Raw genomic sequence first — 16,677 nt, forward strand, 5'->3', positions numbered from 1 at the left:
GCCGCCTGCCGCGCTGGTCTAGGGCCTAGCGTCAGGCAAGGTGCCTCACCGCGTGTGGCGGTCCGCCGCTGGGGCGTGCTCGCCAGATCGCCGGGAGCATGCCATGTCCAACACGATCCTGCTGCCGTTCCAGCCTGACGCGATGACACCGGCTCAGCTGGCCGCCGTCTCCTACCTCGCCCGATACACCGGCCACACTCACCAGTTGTACGCCTACCAGCTGCGGCGATGGTTCGCTTGGTGCGAGACCAACCGGCTCGACCCGCTGGTCGGCATCCAGCGCGCCCACGTGGAGCTGTACATCCGGCAGCTCGCCGAGGGCGGTCTGAGGCCTTCCTCGGTCGCCACGATGATGCACGGCGTTCGCGGCTTCTTCCGGTTCGCTCACATCGACGGACTGATCCCCGCCGACCCGGCGGTCTACGCCCGGCTGCCGAAGATCCACCAAGACGAGACACGTACACAGGGCCTGGACCGACTGGAGCTGATCCGGTTTCTACAGGTCGCCCAGACCATCACCGTGCACCACGGCGCGCTGGCCTACCTGCTCGGCATCAACGCGTTGCGTGCTTCGGAGGCTGCCGCGGTGCGGATCGAGGACTACCGCGAGACCCTGCGCGGGCACCGAGTGCTGCACCTGGTGGGCAAGGGCAACAAGCGCGCGACTATGCCGCTGACCGTCCCGGTGCTGCGCGTCCTGGAGGCTTGCCGTGGCGAACGCACCGAAGGATCGCTGGTCCTGAGGCCGCAGTCGGGCAAGCCGATCGACCGACGCGACTGCTATCGGATGGTCGCCCGGATCGCGAAGACGGCCGGCATCCCACGCCACATCAGCCCGCACTCGCTGCGCCACGCCGCGATCACCAACGCCCTCGACGCCGGCGTACCGTTGCGGGACGCCCAGATTTTGGCCCGGCACGCCGATCCCCGCACCACCGAACATTACGACCGTGCACGCGGCAATCTCGACCGCCACGGCGTCCACTTCCTGACCGCCTACGTCGCCGGCGTCTGAACTGAACGACCGGGCGCTGCCCCAGCGGTCCCCGCCAGCTTCCGCGTCCTTGCCGCCCACTATGGGCGCGCTGAGGGTCCTCGCCGTACCGTTCGCTGCTCATCGGGTCAGGTGGTGAGCTCCCTCAGCCGCTTGAGGCGGGCCGCGGTGACGGCATGCCCACCCGCGACCGCGAGCTCGAGCGCCCCGTCGACGAGCGCGCCCGCGTCGTCGTCGGCTCGCCGCACCGACACCGCGTGGTGCCGATGCCGACGAGGACGCGCTGCTGCGCTTCCGGTTGGCCAGCGAGCCCAAGTTCCGCGCCGAGAACCTGATGATCGTCGACCTGCTCCGCAACGACCTGGCGAGGGTGTGTGCGCCGGGCAGCGTCGCGGTGCCGGCGCTGATGGAGGTCGAGTCCTACGCGACCGTGCTCAGCTGGTCTCCACGGTCTCCGGGCGCCTCGTCGACGGCGTGGGCACCGTCGGCGCACTGCGCACCCTCTTCCCGGCCGGCTCGATGACCGGGGCGCCGAAGCTGCGCACCATGCAGATCATCGAGGAGGTGGAGAGCAGTGCCCGCGGCGCCTACGCCGGCGCCTTCGGCTGGGTGTCCGCCGACGGGCGGGCCGACCTCGGGGTGGTGATCAGGTCGCTGACCACCAGCGGCGACGGGCGCTACCTGCTCGGGACCGGCGGCGGGATCACGGTCCACTCCGACGTCGCCGAGGAGTACGCCGAGTCCCGCTGGAAGGCGGAGCGGTTGCTGCGGGTCTTCGACGGACCCACGACGGAGTCGGCTAGGCCCGCCCGCGCACCGTCCACGCCGACGCCGTGACTTCGAAGGGGGCCGGGGGCAGCTGCGCCGCGCACGCGTCACGCACCCGCTGCCGGTCCGCCTCGTCCAGCCGGTCGACGTAGGCGCCGGCCGGCCCGACCCCGGAGGTGTAGGGCTCCCACCACTCCTCGAAGCTCTCGTACGGCACGGTCACGGTGAGCACCGTCTCGTCGAGGTCGCCCAGGCCGGCGTCCTCGAAGAGCTGGCCCAGGTGGCCCTCGCGTGAGCCGGGGGGGTCGCTCTCGTCGAGCGCGCCGGGGTGGACGTCCGCGACACCTCGCCAGAACGGCGACGACGGTCCTCGGCCGCCGCCGTGGTCCCATACCGAGGCGACCACCGGACCGCCCGGACGCGTGACCCGGGCCATCTCGCGCAGGCCCGCCACCGGGTCGCTCATGAAGTGCACCACCAGCTGGGCCAACGTCGCATCGAACCCGTGGTCGGGAAACGGCAGCGCCTCGGCACTCGCCTCACGGACGTCCACGCCCGGCAGGCGGGCGGCGACGGCGGCGACGAACGACGAGGACGGGTCGATCGCGGTGACCCGGCCGGTGCCGGCGACGGCGACCAGCCGTGCGGTCAGCGCCCCCGGTCCGCAGCCCACGTCGAGCACTCGGTCGGTGGCCCGCAGGCCGGCCATCGCCACGAGCTGATCGGCCAACGGCTCGGAGTATCTCCCCATGAACCGGCCGTAGGCGTCGGCGGTGACGTCGAAAAACATCTATCCACTCTAGGGCTCGGAGGGGCCCGGCGGGAGCCCTCGGGGCCCCCGGTCAGCTGCCGCTCGTACCGCGGCGCTCGGAGCTCGCGCCGTGCGGGAAGGAGGAGCCCGGCAGCACGACGGTCGTCGAACGTCGCCTCAATCTTTCGGACGTACTCCTGCTCACTGAACATGCTGAGGCCGTATGCGCGGGCGCGACAGCTTTGCGAACAACACACTCCGCATGACCGTCCTCTCGAACCGTGATGCGCGCGTCTATCTGCCGCTAAGGGTGCCAGCAGAGCGAGCCATCCCACACAGCCTTTGTTGTCCGATCTGACAACACGTCGAGTACGATGAAGCTATGGTCGATCAAGACACGCAGGCAGTCGTCGACCGTCTGGACGCCGCTGTCGCCGCCAGCGGCCTATCGTTGCGGCGGTTCGCGCACGCCCTTGGCACGTCAGCGTCGCGGTTGTCGTCCTACCGCACCGGGAGAGTCGCACCGTCCGCAGCGTTCCTTCTCCGAGCCGAGCGGATCGCCAACGCGCTACGGCAGGCTCGACGAGACAGCGTTCCCACCATCCTCGACGCGATGGAGTCGATCCGCCGTGCCGACAGCAAGCATGACGACGACTGGACCTACGCACTTGCTCTGGAGGCTCGGGACCGGCTACGCGACACCCTGCATCGCCACAGGTCGCTCGCGGCCACGTGGGAGATCCAACCGCCTGCCAACGTGGCGGAGCGTTGGAGAGCGCTGCTCGCCGCCTTCGTCAGCCACGAGTTCACGGAGGCTGGGCTGCCCGCGCCCCCATGGACGGAGGCTCCGAAACTCGCCACCGAGTGGGTCCTCGACACCCCTCGGCTAAGCGCGAGTGAGATCAAGGGTGAGACTCCTGATTGGCTAGCCGAGCGCAACATCTTCATCGCTGAGAAGGACCTGGTCACCCTGTGACCGACCGCGCCCACGGGTCACTCGAGCTCGATGCGAAGGCGATGCGGGTCCTGCTGGCAGAGCTCGATGAGCGCCTGCGGGAGTGCGGGGTGGCAGCGAGTGTCTACGTCGTCGGCGGCGCTGCGATGGCGCTTGCCTACGGACGAGATGGCGTCACGCCCGACATCGATGCCCTCGCCAGTCACCGCGCGGTCGCCGAGGAAGCCCGGGCCATAGCAGGCAAGTACGGTCTGGCTGACCGCTGGCTCAACGACGCGGCCGGGCCCTGGGTTCCTCCCCGGCCGAAGGCTGCCCGACAGCGACCAACGGACCCGGGACTCACCGTGCACGTCGCGCCACCGGAGCACGTGCTCGCCATGAAGCTCGTCGCTCTCCGCCGTAAGGATCGACCCGACATCCGACTCTTGATCGAGCATCTGGAGATGGTCGACGCCACCGCGGAGGACTACGCGGAACTGCTCGAGCGCGTCTACAGCGGCGAAGGGCTCCTCGCGACGGTGCTTAACGTCCCCGGCGACGATCCTGACGCCACCCGCACCGAGGCGTTGGCCATCGGCCGGTGGGCGCAGGAATTCGCCCAGTCGCTGCGCGACAGCAACCAGTAGCCGCGGCGCCCCTACTCCCCCGCGAGCGCGGACAAACGTCGGGCGATCTCAGCGTCGCGGTCAGCGGCGGCGTGCTGGTATCGCATGGCGGCGCCGGGCGTCGTGTGGCCGAGCCGCCCCATCAACTCGGCAAGCGTCGCGCCGGTCTGGGCGGCCATCACCGCGCCGGTGTGGCGGAGGTCGTGCCAGCGGAGATCCTTCCGACCGGCTGCCTCACGGGCCGGGTAGTAGACCTTGTAGAGAGTCGCCGGCGCCATGTGCCGGTTTCCGTCCGTGGCTGCCGGGAAGAGCAGGGCGTCCCTGCCAGGCGCGGTGTGGTTGGCCAGGTGGTCCTTGACGAGCGGCACCAAGTGCGGCGGGATTGCCACGTCGCGGCTCCCGGCGTCACTCTTGGGAGCACCGACGATGAACTCACCGTCGACGCGGACCACTCCCCTGCGGATCTTGACGCGATTGGTGCGCAGGTCTATGTCGCCGCGACGCAGTTCGGCCAGCTCGCCGAACCTCATCGCACACCACGCAGCCAGCAAAGCCATCAGCTTGTAGCGGTCGGGCAGCTCCTCAACGATCGTCTGGAGCTCCTCGAGCGTCGCGGGCTGGACGTGATGAGCCCGCTTGGTGTTGCCCGCGCCCCGGATATGGGCAGGGTTGTACGGGATCAGCGGATGAGGACGCTCCGAGGCGGCGCTGGCGAAGATCGTGCGGAGCAGGCTGTAGGACTGGGCGCGGATTGTCTCCCGTCCCGGCGCGACAACGTCGTACCAGTCGTTCACGTCCTCGTTCGAGATCCTGTCGATGCGCGTCTCGCCGAAGGTCGGGTAGATGAACTTGTCGAGCAGCATCCGGTACTGACTGCGGGTCGTGGGCCGGAGCTCGCGGCCCTTGGTCTTGCGAGTCTCGAGCCAGACGTCGGCGTACGCCTGGAACGTCGGCACGGTCCGACTGGCCACTCCCCGGGCAGCGACCTCGGGCGCCCAGACCTGCATCTCGATCTCGGCACGCCGGGCCGAGAGCCAGGCGATCGCGTCATCCTTCGATCCAAAGGTCATCGGCGCCCGGTAGAGCTGCCGGTCCGGGCCCGTGTAGGCCGCGCGGTAGCGGCCGTTCGCCCGCCGCTCGACCCGTCCGAAGCCGCGCCTCGCCCTGGCCGCCGCCGCGATCTTTTGCACCATTAGTATCGCCTTTCGGGGAATAGGCGGGGAATATAGCCGTCATTTCGTGTCCAGAGCTGTCCGGACCTGTCTTCGGCCCATATGCGCTCTGACCTGCGACTTTACACGAAAACTGGACGTCTGACGGGAGGTCGTGGTACCCCGTCTCTCAAAAGTTCAAACCCAGTATCGCCCACCAGCGAAACCGCAGGTCAGAGGCCCTTTTAAAGACCTCATTACATGTCACGTGCAACATACGTGCAACAAGCTCGCTCCTGGTTTCGGCCGCCAACTGCCAACGGGTGCTGGGTCGTTGGGTCGGTTGGTTCGGTCGCCGCCCGTCACGGCCCGCCCTCAGCATCGCGCTGAGGGGATCTGCCGAGGCGCGGCCTCGAGATCGTCGAGCTTGATCCGGATGGCGCGTTTGCCGCAGCGGTAGGCCGGGAGCGTGCCGGCTGCGATCCAGCGGCGGATGGTCTTGACCGAGACCGACATGGCCTCGGCCGCCTCCTCCAGACTGAGGTAGACCGGGATGGAGCGTCGCTCAGCCATCGAAACGTACCTCCGGGCGTGGGACGGTGGCCGAGGCGAGGAAGCGTCGGGCCTCGGCGACGGTGATGTAGAGCCGGCCCACTCCCTGGAAGCGGGTCCATCGCGGGCCGACGCCGCGCCGGCGCCAGTCGCGGACGGTGCGCTGCGGTGTGCGGATGAGTTCGCAGAACTCCTCGAACAGGATGAGGTTGTTGTCGTCCCAGTCGTCCGGGATGCCGATGGGTGTCACCATCACTTCGCCTCTCGTCGTGGCCGCCGACGGGTTCGGCGACGCCTATCTGGAGAAGCAACCGCGGGCTCGGCGGATCGGACGTCTGTGACCGCTGCTGTCGAGACCGGAGCCTCTCCTGGTCTCCTATGTCATCGAGGCCCTTCCGGGCGATCACTCGAGGCGAGGAAGTTGGTCAGCGACCGATGCCGTGGGAGGTCGGGATCGGCTGGGGGTCGGGCCGGCGCGGAGCGCCCTCCCGCAGCGCCGCGGCCTGCAGTCCGGTGGGAGGTGGCGGCGCACTGGGTCCGTACCGGTCGATGTCGTCCGCGGCCCTCTAGGCGGCGTGCCTGGGGCCGAGGTCGGCGCGGTCGCGGTTGAAGACGTCGACCCATTGACTTCGGGCGTCGTCGACGGATTCGGCGACGAGGTGGGCGGTGTTGTGGTGACGGCCGCGGGTCATGGCGACGTACGCCGAGGCGGCGCCGGTCGTCTCTCCGAGGGCGAAGTGTGCGGCGTCGACGGTCTCGCCTTGTGCTCCGTAGGCGGTGGTGGTGAATGCGAGCTCGACGTGCTCGCGGACGTACTCGGCGGGGAGCGCGCGTTGGCCGGCGCGGCCGGTGACGAGCAGGCTGCCGTCGTCGCCGATCCCGGCGACGGTCCAGGTGTCCCGGTTGGCGACGGCCAGGGCGCGGTCGTTGCGGCGGGTGGCGACTCGGTCGCCGAGACCGATCCGCTCACCACGACGCGTGATGGGCTCACCAGCTCGGTCACCAGATTGCTCACCACCGTGTTCTCCGACGCCGTGGCGGCGGTCGCGGATGGCCGCGTTGAGCGCAGCGACCTGGTCGCGGGTGTCGGCGATGACCAGCTGGTCATCCTTGTCAGCACAGTTGGCGCCGATGGCGGCGAGGGCTGCGGTGCGTTCGACCTCGCTGGCGTGAAGGACGATCTGGCCTCGCTCGAGGAGGGCGTTGAAGACGCCACCAGGGCGCTCACCAGAGCGCATGAGCAGGCTGAGGTCGGCGTAGGCGGGGTCGCTGAACCGGTGGACCGACTGGAGCTCGTGGTGCGCTTGGGGTGACACCCAGCGTGCTGCGAGGTCGAGGACGCCGCCGCGGCCGACAGCTGGGAGTTGGTGGCGGTCGCCGAGGAGCGCGATGGTGGCGTGGGATCGGTCGGCGATGGCGAACAGCGCGTGGGCGGTGTCCTGGTCGAGCATGCCGGCCTCGTCGATGAGGAGGACGTCGCCGGGGAGCAGCCGTGCGCGGGCCTCGGGTGCGGCGTCGGTCTGCGACCAGTGGCCGTCGTCATCCCAGCGGTAGCCGTGTTGGTGGATGAGCCAGGCGGCGGAGAAGGCCTCAGCCCCGACCTGCTGCCGCGCCGCTTGGGCAGCCTTGAGGGTAGGGGTGACCACCACCAGTCGACGGTCGGCGTCATCGAGGACCTCGCGTGCGGCGGCCAGCGTCGTGGTCTTGCCAGTGCCGGCGGCGCCTTCGATCACGAGCAGACCGGCGTCGCCGGCCAGCGCTGCGACAACTCGCTGTTGCGCGGGGTCGAGGTGGTCGATCCCGCGGAGCCGGACCGCGCCGGTCACCGCCTGCTGGGCGCGTGCAGCAAGGGTGTCGATGAGGTCGGCTTCGACGGCGAGGACCCGTTCGGACGTCAGGCTGCGGACGTGCTCGGGGACGTCACCTCGCTCCAGCAGCGGCACGCACCGTGTCCGGGCACGCTCGGCGATGTCTTCGACCAGCTCGTGCCGGACCGCTGCTTCGGCGACGACCCCGACGGAGGCGATCAATCGTTCGACCTCGCCACGGATGTCCGGTGCGTTCCACGCCGACCGCTTCGCGCCGAGCCGGGTGAGCACGAGGTCGGCGGCGACGTCGCGGTTGAGCCGACCAATCTGCAGACCCGGCTCAGTCACCGGGTTGGCCGCCTGGGTGGTCGGTGGGGTGAAGCCGAGGACGCTCAGTTCGTTGTTCCACGCGGCGACGAGGTCGGCGCCGCTGCGGGGAACGACCTTGTCCGGCCGCGCATCGGCCCACGCACGTCGGTCCCAGCTACGGCGCAGACGCGGCCCAGGCTCCTGACCGGAATGCTCGGCACGCCAGTCGGCCTCGTATCGGTCGACGTTGCGGTTGATCTGTGCCGAGCGCTGACTGAACCCGCCGGCGTACGGCGCGAGCTGCTGGATCTCACCGTCGTCGCCGAGCGTGTAACCACGCCCGGCAAGAGCCGCTCGGAACTCCGGGTCACACATCACGGCCGCATGCCCGATCCCGTTCAGCGCCTCGATGCTGTCCACGACACCGACCGAGTGCAGTCCACGCCACCCACCGGCCGCGAAGACCCGCGCGTTGATCTGCACGTGCAGGTGGCGGTGCGGGTCGCCGGCCCGCGAGGTGTAGTGGCGCACGACGGCCGCCTCGACCATCTCCACCGGGACCTGCACCTGCCGACCCCGTGGCCCGACCCGCGTGGTGGCGTGCTCGGCCACCCAACCGATCACCTCACCAGCCGCCCGATCCATCGCCGCGTCGTACGCCGTCGCGATCTCGGGGTGAAGTGCTGCCGCCAGCGACCAGGACTTCGGCCCGTTGATGACGACCTCGACGAACCGCAGCGCGCGTGCGTCGTCACGCAGCCGGCCCTTGGCCGCACCGGTCATCACGTCGTAGCCGGCCACCCACCGCTCGTAGGCATCGCCATCCAGCGTCCCCCCGTGCTGAACTGCGGAAACACCGCGTCCCCCCACCGCCGGGAGAGTCGTGGCGACGTATCGCTCGGCCACCCCGGTGCCCTCGGCGAGGTAGTAGTCGTCGGCGCGCGAGTGGTCGGCCTCGACGTAGGAGCGCGCGGCGGACGCGGAGCCGCGGTAGAACTTGACTCCACCGCGCATCGGCCTCGTCACCGCCCGTCAGTAGTCGTCACTTAGCCTTGAAATGACGCTCGGCCCGCCCCGAGGGGCGGACCGATCTACGGACCTTCGTAGCATGCGTGCCGCTCACTTTGTGGGTCTCGGCAGGCTGATCCGGCGACTGGCTTCCAGAGTCGTCACTGATCGGCACTCGCGCTGTCGAGCTGCTGCGAGACTGGCGCGTGTACGGGGTTGGCTGGGTTGATCGAGGTGACATCCGGATCTGCCGATGAGCGGGCGGCCGATCAGCCGACCCGGTGTACTAACCGCAGCGAGTACCAGGGAGACGCCGTTGGAGGTGCGTGCCCTACCGCACTCGGCGATACAGCCCCGGCCGCTGACAGGCAGCATTGCCGTTCAGTCAGCGCCACCCCGTGCCGAATTCGTCCTCCAGTCATCTGCTGATGCGAACCTGTCGTATCCGCAGTGCAACCGATCACGGAAGGTCCTCGTTCAAACGGGTCATGAACAGCGACGATGAGCAGGCGTTCACGGAGTACGTGATGAGTTCCAGCCCGCGCCTGCTCGCCTTCGCGCAACTTCTGATCGGTGACCGTGGAGAGGCCGAGGACGCACTCCAGGTTGCGTTGATGAGGCTGACCAAGCACTGGCACCGTGACCTCGACGCCCCCACGGCCTACGTCCGCAAGGCCCTCGTCAACATCGCCCGAGACCGCGCAAGACGCAGGCACCTCATCCCGATGCTCACCGCCTCCGGGCGGGCGGCGGACAACCCGGTCGAGGACCAACCCAGCGCCATGGCCGTGCGAGAGTCCATCGAGGAACTCCTCGCGGGCCTCCCACCACGCCAGCGAGTGACCGTCGTGCTCCGAGTGGTCGAGGGCTGTTCCGAGGCAGAGACGGCGGCGCTGATGCATTGCGCGCGCGGAACCGTGAAGAGCAACCTCGCGCGAGGACTTGAGCGACTACGCGTGAACTACGAGCGTCATCGAGCCGCTCAACCCGGCTCCGGCCCAGACGGCTACGGACCCGCTTACCGCCAGCCCGCTGAATGTCGCGACCCCTACGAAGGAGCCCCAGCATGAGCGCCGACACGAGCACCGAGAAGCCCGGCAGCGACGCCGAGAAGGCCCTTCGAGACCTGGCTGGGACGGCCTACTCGCAGAGTGTCGCCTCTTCGTGGCTAGCCGCCACAGTGCTGCACCGCGCGACGAAGCGCCGCCGAAGCCGCCGCATGCTAGGTGGTGCCGCCGCTGGTGCCGTCCTCGTCGGATCTGTGGCCGCAGCGACCGTCGGTGGCGGTCCCTACTACGAGTACAGGCAGCCGAGCGCGGTCATGGAGTCCACTGTGCCGGTGGGGTCGTCGGTCGTCGTCAACCGCGATCTTGAGCCCGTGGCGCTCGACGTCGTTCAGGTCGCGCTCGACATCGACGGCCGGGACGTGCAGTCGGTGCTTCGAGTCGTCGGCACCGCAGGTGACACAGTCGCGTGTCCCGCCACGAGCTCCTCATCCTCGTGCACGCTCACAGTCAACGGGCGGCCCATCGCCAATTCCTACGTGGCGGGACTTCGAACCCAGCCCTTTGGCACCGTGAAGGTTCCTGACAATGCCCTCTTCCTCCTCGGAGATGCGCGGAACGTCGCTGTCGACTCACGCATGTTGGGGCCAGTGCCCGCAGCGGACGTCAACGGCGTAGTGGTCGCCGTCGTGGACGACGGCGCGAAGGTATGGCCAGTTGAGGGCGCCCCACGCCACCACATCCCGGACGACTACGAAGTCGACCCCGAGACCCCGGTGCCACCGGCTTCGACTCAAGGCTGACGCAGAACGTCCGGATCTGCCGCAAGCCGTGCGCTTGTATGCGTCAAACCGCCGCTCGTCGGACGTCCCTCAGATGTGCCCGCTCATGCCGAGGTCCGGCGGAGCAGTCCGGACTGTCGCATCCGACGACTGTCAGCCCTCGATCACAAATCCTTCTCGTTGCGCCCGTGCCAACACTTGGCGTAGTTGCTGAGGATCCTCGGTTAGCGGCTTCAGCTCGCGCCGGAGTCGGCGAAGGTGACGACGCTTCCCATAGGCCGCGAACATGGACCCTTCCGAGTCGAGCTCAAGTTTGTCGACGAAGCTCGGCGCAATGAAGGTTGCGACGGCCTCCCAAAAGTGGCCGTTGGCTTCATCTCCCAAAGCGGCAACGTCGTCGTCGACGGGCGTGCTGCACTCAAAGCTCAGCGAGTGCTGGCCCTCGATCTTGTCCAGTCGCATACCAGCCATGTCGCAAGGCTACTTCCGGAGAGGTGCCCAACGTTCTGAGAAGTCGTGTCGGGCGAAGCGCACGCTCATGCCGCGCGGTCGTGCCCGATGAGCACGCGTCTGTGCGAAGTTAGGCCCGTGAGTTCAGCACCCCGACCCGAAATCCAGTGGTCGCAGCCATTCCGATGGGGGTTGCTCACCGCGTTCGACCCTGCGCATAGCTGGCACTTGCCTGACGACGTGAGCGCTGACGTAGCAACCGCCACTGACACAGCGTTAGCCGTGCAGGTACGGCACAGCCAGGACATCGAGGAGCCCGAGGGTTGGCCAAGCGACTTGGGCTTGCCAGAGGCCCAGGTTCGGGTAGTCGTAGCGTTCGCGGAGTCGCCTGACGGCGCCGCTGTTGACTTTGAGAGCTCCCTTCGCTGCGAAACCGGTCGTCTCACCATTGGCGACGCCGAGAACGAGCGGGTTCTCGACGTTCCTCCGGGTGTGCTGCGTGTTCAGGTCAGTCTCTTTCCGCGTGAGTTCGCTGAGTACGTTGTGCTGCGGCTGACTCCCACCGACTAGCGGTGGGGCTCGAACGCGAAAAGTCCGCTCATGCCGCGATCCGCTCGGTGGGGAGGTAGCCCATTCCGCCGCCTATGACTGTCAAGCCGTAGAGGGGCGTCGGTCCGGCGTGGCCGCGCTCGGTCCCGGCGCCCCGTTGAACCGGGCTCCCCCTCCCCTGCTTTCGCAACACACTGCAGGGAAGTGGCTGCAGGCAACACGGGCAGTGTGCACGAGTCGGTGAGTCACGCATGAAGGCGCGCGGCAAGACCAGCAACAGAAGTGGGGGTACCAATGAGGTCGATGCCTGGAAGATCATCGAAACGTCCATAACTCCGCATCAGTACGTCCTGGGTTCGAAGGAGCTCAACGCCCGCTACGAGCAGTGAGTCCCTCCCCATGCCTTCGGCCATGGCACGCCGCACGACGGCATTACACCATGCCTCCGTTTCGTCATTAGGCGTGCACAGCACGAAGGATGGCCGGCGCATGCCGAAGGCGATCGCCTCAGCCAGGTCCCCGGGCTCGAGCACGCTCAGGCCCCAACGCGAGTCCTTTGGGGAAGCATCGACACGACGATCTACGACTTCGCGGCCTATCGGACTTGAACGCTCCGCACCCAGATCTCCCCACGCGCCAGCCCGAGCAGCCAGTGCCGCAGCCAGCTTGCTGTCGGCGTCGAAGAGTTCCCCTACAACGACTAGGTACAAAGTCAGGTCTCGGAAGATTCCGCTACTCACGAGCCGGTCTGATACGACGCCGAGTGCCACGCTGCGAGTCCGCGCTTCAAGGGACACGACGTCCAACTCCCGAGCAGGTCCGCTGGTCGAGAAGATCGGCCACTCCGATAGCGCGCCCGAGCTCACCCGCAACTGGTCAGTAGTCATAGTGACCCTTACTCTCTGTATTGAAGTGCGGCCCACGGTTCTGTGATGGGTCGTCCCGGTAAACGTGACCTCCTGCGTCTTCGCGAACTACGACCGTGCGCTGCCCGCCGCCGGGGGCGGGCAGGTCGAACTCGTATGCCCTTCCCGGCTGGACGACACCACGCCGATCGCGATTTGGCAGCGTCCGGGTCGGACTCATTGACGTTGGGACCCCGGAGTCTCGCTTCGCCTGGTTGAATGCCCCAGACCGACCCGCTCCCTGTGGCGACAGGTTGGGCGGCCGCACGCCGCACGTGTTGTGCACGAGGATGGCGCCGTCGCCGACATGGTAAGTGTGGATGCCCTCGACGGTCAGGTTGTAGGCCAGCGCCTGCCGGCTCGACTTCGGCGTCAGACCGACGACAGTGAGCAATTCCCCGTCATTAGCGAGGACCTGCTCGCCCGGTCCGAGCTCGTCTGCGCGTTCAAACTTCTGGTCGGTGATTGACCAGAACGGGTGGTCGTCGGTGGTGGTAATGACCTCGCCGTCGACGACCAGGTCGATGACGGTGTCTTCATGAATCCAGACGTGTTCGACAGCCTTGGCTTCCTGGTCCCCGGTCTCTGGATCGGTAGCAATGACCTTGTCACCCACCTCGACATCCTTGATCGGCTTGCGTGTTCCGTCGGCCATCAGGACGGTGGTGTCACCGCTGAAGGAGCAGGACTTGGCGGCAGATTTGGCCAACTTGAGTCCTCGGCCGATGGTGCCGACGCCGGGAAGGTTGAAGGCCGTTTCGGCGGCTGCGTTGAGGATGGCGGTGCCGCAGGCGCCTTTGCCGGTGGCGCAGGTGTTGTAGGCGTCGTAGGCGGCGAATGCTGCCGAGGTGAGGCCGGCCGCGATGGCGATGGGGCCCAGGACGGGTGCGGCGATGGGGAAGACCATTGCGCCGATGCCGGCGACGGTGGCGATCATCGGTGCGGCTTGGCGGATGTTGTCGGCCAGGCCGCTCATGAACAGGCCGTAGGGGTCGGCTCCGGTCATGGGGTTGGAGCCGGCGTAGGTGTAGGTGGCCGAGGCGTTGGTGGAGGCGGCTGGGTCGGGGCTGGTGAACTGGCCGCTGGCCGGGTCGTAGGTGCGTGCCCGCAGATGCACGGTCTCGTCGGGGTTGGTCAGTTCCCCTGCCCACCCGAGCCCGGGGGCCGGCGCCGCCGGGTCTGAGATGTCCTTGGTTCGGTGGACGCCGTAGGGCTCCCAGGTGCTGGTGCGGTCAACCGCACCGCCGGGGTCGGTGACGGCACGCAGGCTGCCCTGGGGGTCGGTGTGGGCGTAGCTCTGTGCTGCTGCGGCGGTGGCGGGGTCACCAGGGGTGTAGCCGATCAGGCCTTCGCCGTACTGGTAGGCCAGCGTGCTGGCCGGGCTGCCGTCGGCGGGGGTGTGTGCCTGTTGCAGGAGGAGGTAGCTGTGGGGGTCCCACGCGTAGCGGGTGGTGCCCTCGGGGGTGGCGGTGGTGAGGCGGCGGCCGTCGCCGTCGTAGGTGAAGGTCTCAGCACGGGTGTCGGTGGTGGCGGACTTGAGGAGGTTCGCCTCGGTGTAGGCATAGGTGGTGCTGACCGGGGTGCCGGAGGTGGGGGTTTCGGTGCGTCCGGTGAGGCGGCCGTAGTCGTCGTAGGTGAGGCTGGTCGCTCCGGGTGGTCCGTTGATGGAGACCAGACGGCCGGTCGCCTGCTGGTAGGTCAGGGTGGTGGTGCCGGTGGGGCGGGTCTCGCTGGTCCGGTTCCCGACCGGGTCGTAGGCCCAGCGGACGTAGTCGGTGGCGTTCTCACAGTCGGCGGTGTCATAGCAGACGCCGGTGAGCCGGTCGAGGGTGTCGTAGGTGTAGGCGTCGACCCTCTCCCCCGCGGTGCCGGCGTCGTGGGTGACCTTGAACGGATTGCCGGCCGGGTCGAGGGTGTAGGTCTCGTCCAGGATCGTGGTGTCATCGGGCTGCTTGTGGACCAGCCGTGTCAGGCGCCCGAGTGGGTCGTAGGTCCGGTCCCAGCTGGTGCCGTTGCCCAAATCGGCATGGACCGGGAGGCCGAGCGGGCTGTAGGTGTAGTCGGCCAGGACCTCCGGGCCACCGTCGGTCGGGTTGTCGGTGACGGTGTCGAGCAGCCCGTCGGGGGTGTAGGCGTAGCTCAGGGTGCCGCTGGGGCCGGTGCTTGAGATGGGGTTGCCGGCTGGGTCGTAGGCGTAGCCGTAGCTGGGGCGGCCTCCGCCGGTGACGCCGGTGAGGCGGTCGAACGGGTCGTAGGTGTAGGTGAGGGTCCCGGCGCCGTCGAGCATGCTGCTGCGGTTGCCGTGCCGGTCGTAGGTGTAGGTGACATCGGGGGTACCGGTGTCGCCATAGTTGATCTTGGTGGGCAGGCCGCGTTGGTCGTAGGTGAACGTGGTGGTGGCCGATGCTGCGGCGCCGCTGCGTTTCGCGGTGGCGAGCTTCCCGCCGCGCTCGTAGGTGTAGAGGAACGTCCCTGCGGGGCCGGTGGCGCTGGTGGTCTGGCCGGCCAGGTCGTAGGCATAGGACACGGTGCGGCCGGCCGGATCGGTGTGGGTGGCCAGGTTCCCCACGGCATCGTAGGTCGACGTTGCTGCCGGGACCGCGGGGTCGGGGCCCTGTACCGAGGTGAGGTGGCCGGCGTCGTCATAGCGGAAGGTTGTCACCCGGCCGCGGGGGTCAGTGATCGATACGGCGCGTCCGGCGTCGTCATAGACGGTGTCGGTTGCCCCGGTCAACGGATGGCTGGCCCGGGTGACCTGGTCGTTGCCGTTGTAGGTGTAGGTGACGGTGTGGTCGGCCGGGGTGGCACCGGCAGCGTTGCCGCCCGGGTCGGTGGTGGTCAGGACCCGACCAGCCGTGTCGTAGATGGAGGTGGTGACCCGCCCCTGCGGACTGGTGGTCTTGATCAGGTCGCCGGCGGCGTTGTGCTCGAAGGTGCTGGTGTGGCCGCGGGCGTTGGTGGCGGCGGTGACCAGGCCCCGGGTGTTCACGGTGAACGTCTCGGTCAGGGTGGTGCCGTCCGGTGCGGTACGGGTGGTGCCGGTCAGGTTGCCGGCAGCGTCGTGGGTGAAGTCGGTAACCACGCCCTTGGCGTTCACGGCCTGCAGAGGGTCGTGGCGATCGTTGTAGGTGGTCTCCACTCGGCCGTTCGGACCGTTGGAGACGATCAGGTCCCCTGCTGCGTTGTAGGTCAGATGGGTGGCCTGGCCACGCGGGTCACGCGAGGAGAGGAGCCGCAGCTGATCGTCGTAGGAGAACGCCCAGGCCCGGCCCAGCGGGTCGATCCGCCGCGCGAGAACCCCGTCGACGTACTCATCGATCCACTTCCCACCGCGGGGATCGATCACGGTGGAGGACTCCCGGACCGGGTCCCACACGAACTGCGAACGCCCGTCGCGGGGATCCCACTGGTCGCTGACCCTGCCCGTGGTCGCGTCGTAGGCCAACTTCACCACCGTGGCGCCCCGCGGGTCCTTCTCCCACTCCAAGCGCCCCTGGGCGTCGTAGCCGTAGGTGGTCGTCTTGCCGCCGGTATCCTTAACCGAGGTCAACAATCCGTTGGTGTAGCCGTACTCCACCGTCCGCTCATCCGGCAGGGTGACTTTAGAGAGCCGATCGAGCAGGGCGTTGTAGGTGAACGCCAGACTCCGGGGACCGTTGGCGACCTGGCTGACCCGACCCTGGTCGTCGCGGTCGATGGTGACGCCCTCACCGTTGCGGTCCCTGATCCACAACAACCGACCGGCCGTGTCGAACCGGAACCGCACCTGTGCCCGCGTCGTCACGGTGAACCCACCGGCGTCCTCGGCCAACTGTGCGGTCACATGCGATGCGCCCTGCCAGGAACCGTCGGTCTTGGTGAACCGAATCTCCTGGCCTTCCTCGGACACGAACGCCGCCGAGGTCGGTGACTCCAACACGAGTGCCTGCTGGAACGTCATCGACCAGCCGCGCCCCAGCACACCGGCGGTGTCGTCGAGTGAGTTGTAGGTGCGTTCCAGCACCACCGGCACACCAACACCCGGCAACGCCACATCGGTGACGTGGGGGTCTGCTGCACGAACGGGTGACAGGTTGGGTTAGGCCG

The 16,677-nt window shown here is 68.3% G+C and carries 13 protein-coding genes and 1 pseudogene; 6 read left to right on the forward strand and 8 right to left on the reverse strand.

Annotated elements, in window-relative coordinates; translation table 11 throughout:
• Positions 1 to 103: 103 nt before the first annotated feature.
• Together E7Z54_RS12955 and E7Z54_RS12960 are read left to right on the forward strand one after the other, a co-directional pair.
• Positions 104 to 1,015, forward strand: coding sequence for a tyrosine-type recombinase/integrase (locus E7Z54_RS12955; protein WP_136434320.1), 912 nt, complete (start codon positions 104 to 106; stop codon positions 1,013 to 1,015).
• A gap of 265 nt (positions 1,016 to 1,280) precedes the next feature.
• Positions 1,281 to 1,831, forward strand: a pseudogene (locus E7Z54_RS12960) (chorismate-binding protein).
• Here the strand turns inward: E7Z54_RS12960 and E7Z54_RS12965 are convergent.
• Positions 1,794 to 2,552, reverse strand: coding sequence for a class I SAM-dependent methyltransferase (locus E7Z54_RS12965; RefSeq protein ID WP_136434322.1), 759 nt, complete (start codon positions 2,550 to 2,552; stop codon positions 1,794 to 1,796). The pseudogene E7Z54_RS12960 and the gene E7Z54_RS12965 sit on opposite strands and share 38 nt — an antisense overlap.
• A gap of 343 nt (positions 2,553 to 2,895) precedes the next feature.
• On the opposite strand from E7Z54_RS12965, the gene E7Z54_RS12970 reads away from it, so the two are divergent.
• The gene (locus E7Z54_RS12970) at positions 2,896 to 3,489 is read left to right on the forward strand and encodes a helix-turn-helix domain-containing protein (RefSeq protein WP_136434324.1); all 594 of its coding nucleotides are present in this window, start codon (positions 2,896 to 2,898) and stop codon (positions 3,487 to 3,489) included.
• Positions 3,486 to 4,094: a nucleotidyl transferase AbiEii/AbiGii toxin family protein gene (locus tag E7Z54_RS12975; RefSeq protein WP_136434326.1), complete on the forward strand. Its 609-nt coding sequence runs from the start codon at positions 3,486 to 3,488 to the stop codon at positions 4,092 to 4,094. The genes E7Z54_RS12970 and E7Z54_RS12975 overlap by 4 nt, the downstream gene beginning before the upstream one ends.
• 11 nt (positions 4,095 to 4,105) lie before the next feature.
• Here the strand turns inward: E7Z54_RS12975 and E7Z54_RS12980 are convergent, their stop codons facing one another.
• The 4 genes from E7Z54_RS12980 to mobF form a co-directional block, all read right to left on the reverse strand.
• Positions 4,106 to 5,266: a tyrosine-type recombinase/integrase gene (locus E7Z54_RS12980; protein ID WP_136434328.1), complete on the reverse strand. Its 1,161-nt coding sequence runs from the start codon at positions 5,264 to 5,266 to the stop codon at positions 4,106 to 4,108.
• 333 nt (positions 5,267 to 5,599) lie between these two features.
• Positions 5,600 to 5,797 (reverse strand): helix-turn-helix domain-containing protein, encoded by a 198-nt coding sequence (locus E7Z54_RS12985; protein ID WP_136434330.1) that lies wholly within the window; start codon positions 5,795 to 5,797, stop codon positions 5,600 to 5,602.
• Positions 5,790 to 6,029 (reverse strand): hypothetical protein, encoded by a 240-nt coding sequence (locus E7Z54_RS12990; protein ID WP_136434332.1) that lies wholly within the window; start codon positions 6,027 to 6,029, stop codon positions 5,790 to 5,792. The genes E7Z54_RS12985 and E7Z54_RS12990 overlap by 8 nt, the downstream gene beginning before the upstream one ends.
• Positions 6,030 to 6,342: 313 nt before the next feature.
• A complete protein-coding gene (gene mobF / locus E7Z54_RS12995) occupies positions 6,343 to 8,907 on the reverse strand; it encodes a MobF family relaxase (protein WP_136434333.1) in 2,565 nt (854 codons plus the stop codon).
• A gap of 482 nt (positions 8,908 to 9,389) precedes the next feature.
• Between mobF and E7Z54_RS13000 the strand changes: the two genes are divergently transcribed.
• Both E7Z54_RS13000 and lepB read left to right on the forward strand, forming a co-directional pair.
• Positions 9,390 to 9,971 (forward strand): RNA polymerase sigma factor, encoded by a 582-nt coding sequence (locus E7Z54_RS13000; RefSeq protein ID WP_136434335.1) that lies wholly within the window; start codon positions 9,390 to 9,392, stop codon positions 9,969 to 9,971.
• Positions 9,968 to 10,708, forward strand: a complete 741-nt coding sequence (lepB, locus tag E7Z54_RS13005; RefSeq protein ID WP_168798311.1) for a signal peptidase I — start codon at positions 9,968 to 9,970, stop codon at positions 10,706 to 10,708. Before E7Z54_RS13000 ends, lepB begins: the two co-directional genes overlap by 4 nt.
• Positions 10,709 to 10,840: 132 nt before the next feature.
• Here lepB and E7Z54_RS13010 read toward each other — a convergent pair whose 3' ends face one another.
• The 3 genes from E7Z54_RS13010 to E7Z54_RS13020 form a co-directional block, all read right to left on the reverse strand.
• Positions 10,841 to 11,158, reverse strand: a complete 318-nt coding sequence (locus E7Z54_RS13010; protein WP_136434339.1) for an Imm51 family immunity protein — start codon at positions 11,156 to 11,158, stop codon at positions 10,841 to 10,843.
• 773 nt (positions 11,159 to 11,931) lie between these two features.
• A complete protein-coding gene (locus tag E7Z54_RS13015) occupies positions 11,932 to 12,573 on the reverse strand; it encodes a hypothetical protein (RefSeq protein ID WP_206056189.1) in 642 nt (213 codons plus the stop codon).
• Entirely contained in the window at positions 12,563 to 16,624 is a 4,062-nt protein-coding gene (locus E7Z54_RS13020; RefSeq protein ID WP_276606226.1) for a polymorphic toxin-type HINT domain-containing protein, read from the reverse strand. The genes E7Z54_RS13015 and E7Z54_RS13020 overlap by 11 nt, the downstream gene beginning before the upstream one ends.
• Positions 16,625 to 16,677: the final 53 nt, after the last annotated feature.

The organism is Nocardioides sp. (genome assembly GCF_004803405.1).
GTDB classification, from domain to species: domain Bacteria; phylum Actinomycetota; class Actinomycetes; order Propionibacteriales; family Nocardioidaceae; genus Nocardioides; species Nocardioides vastitatis.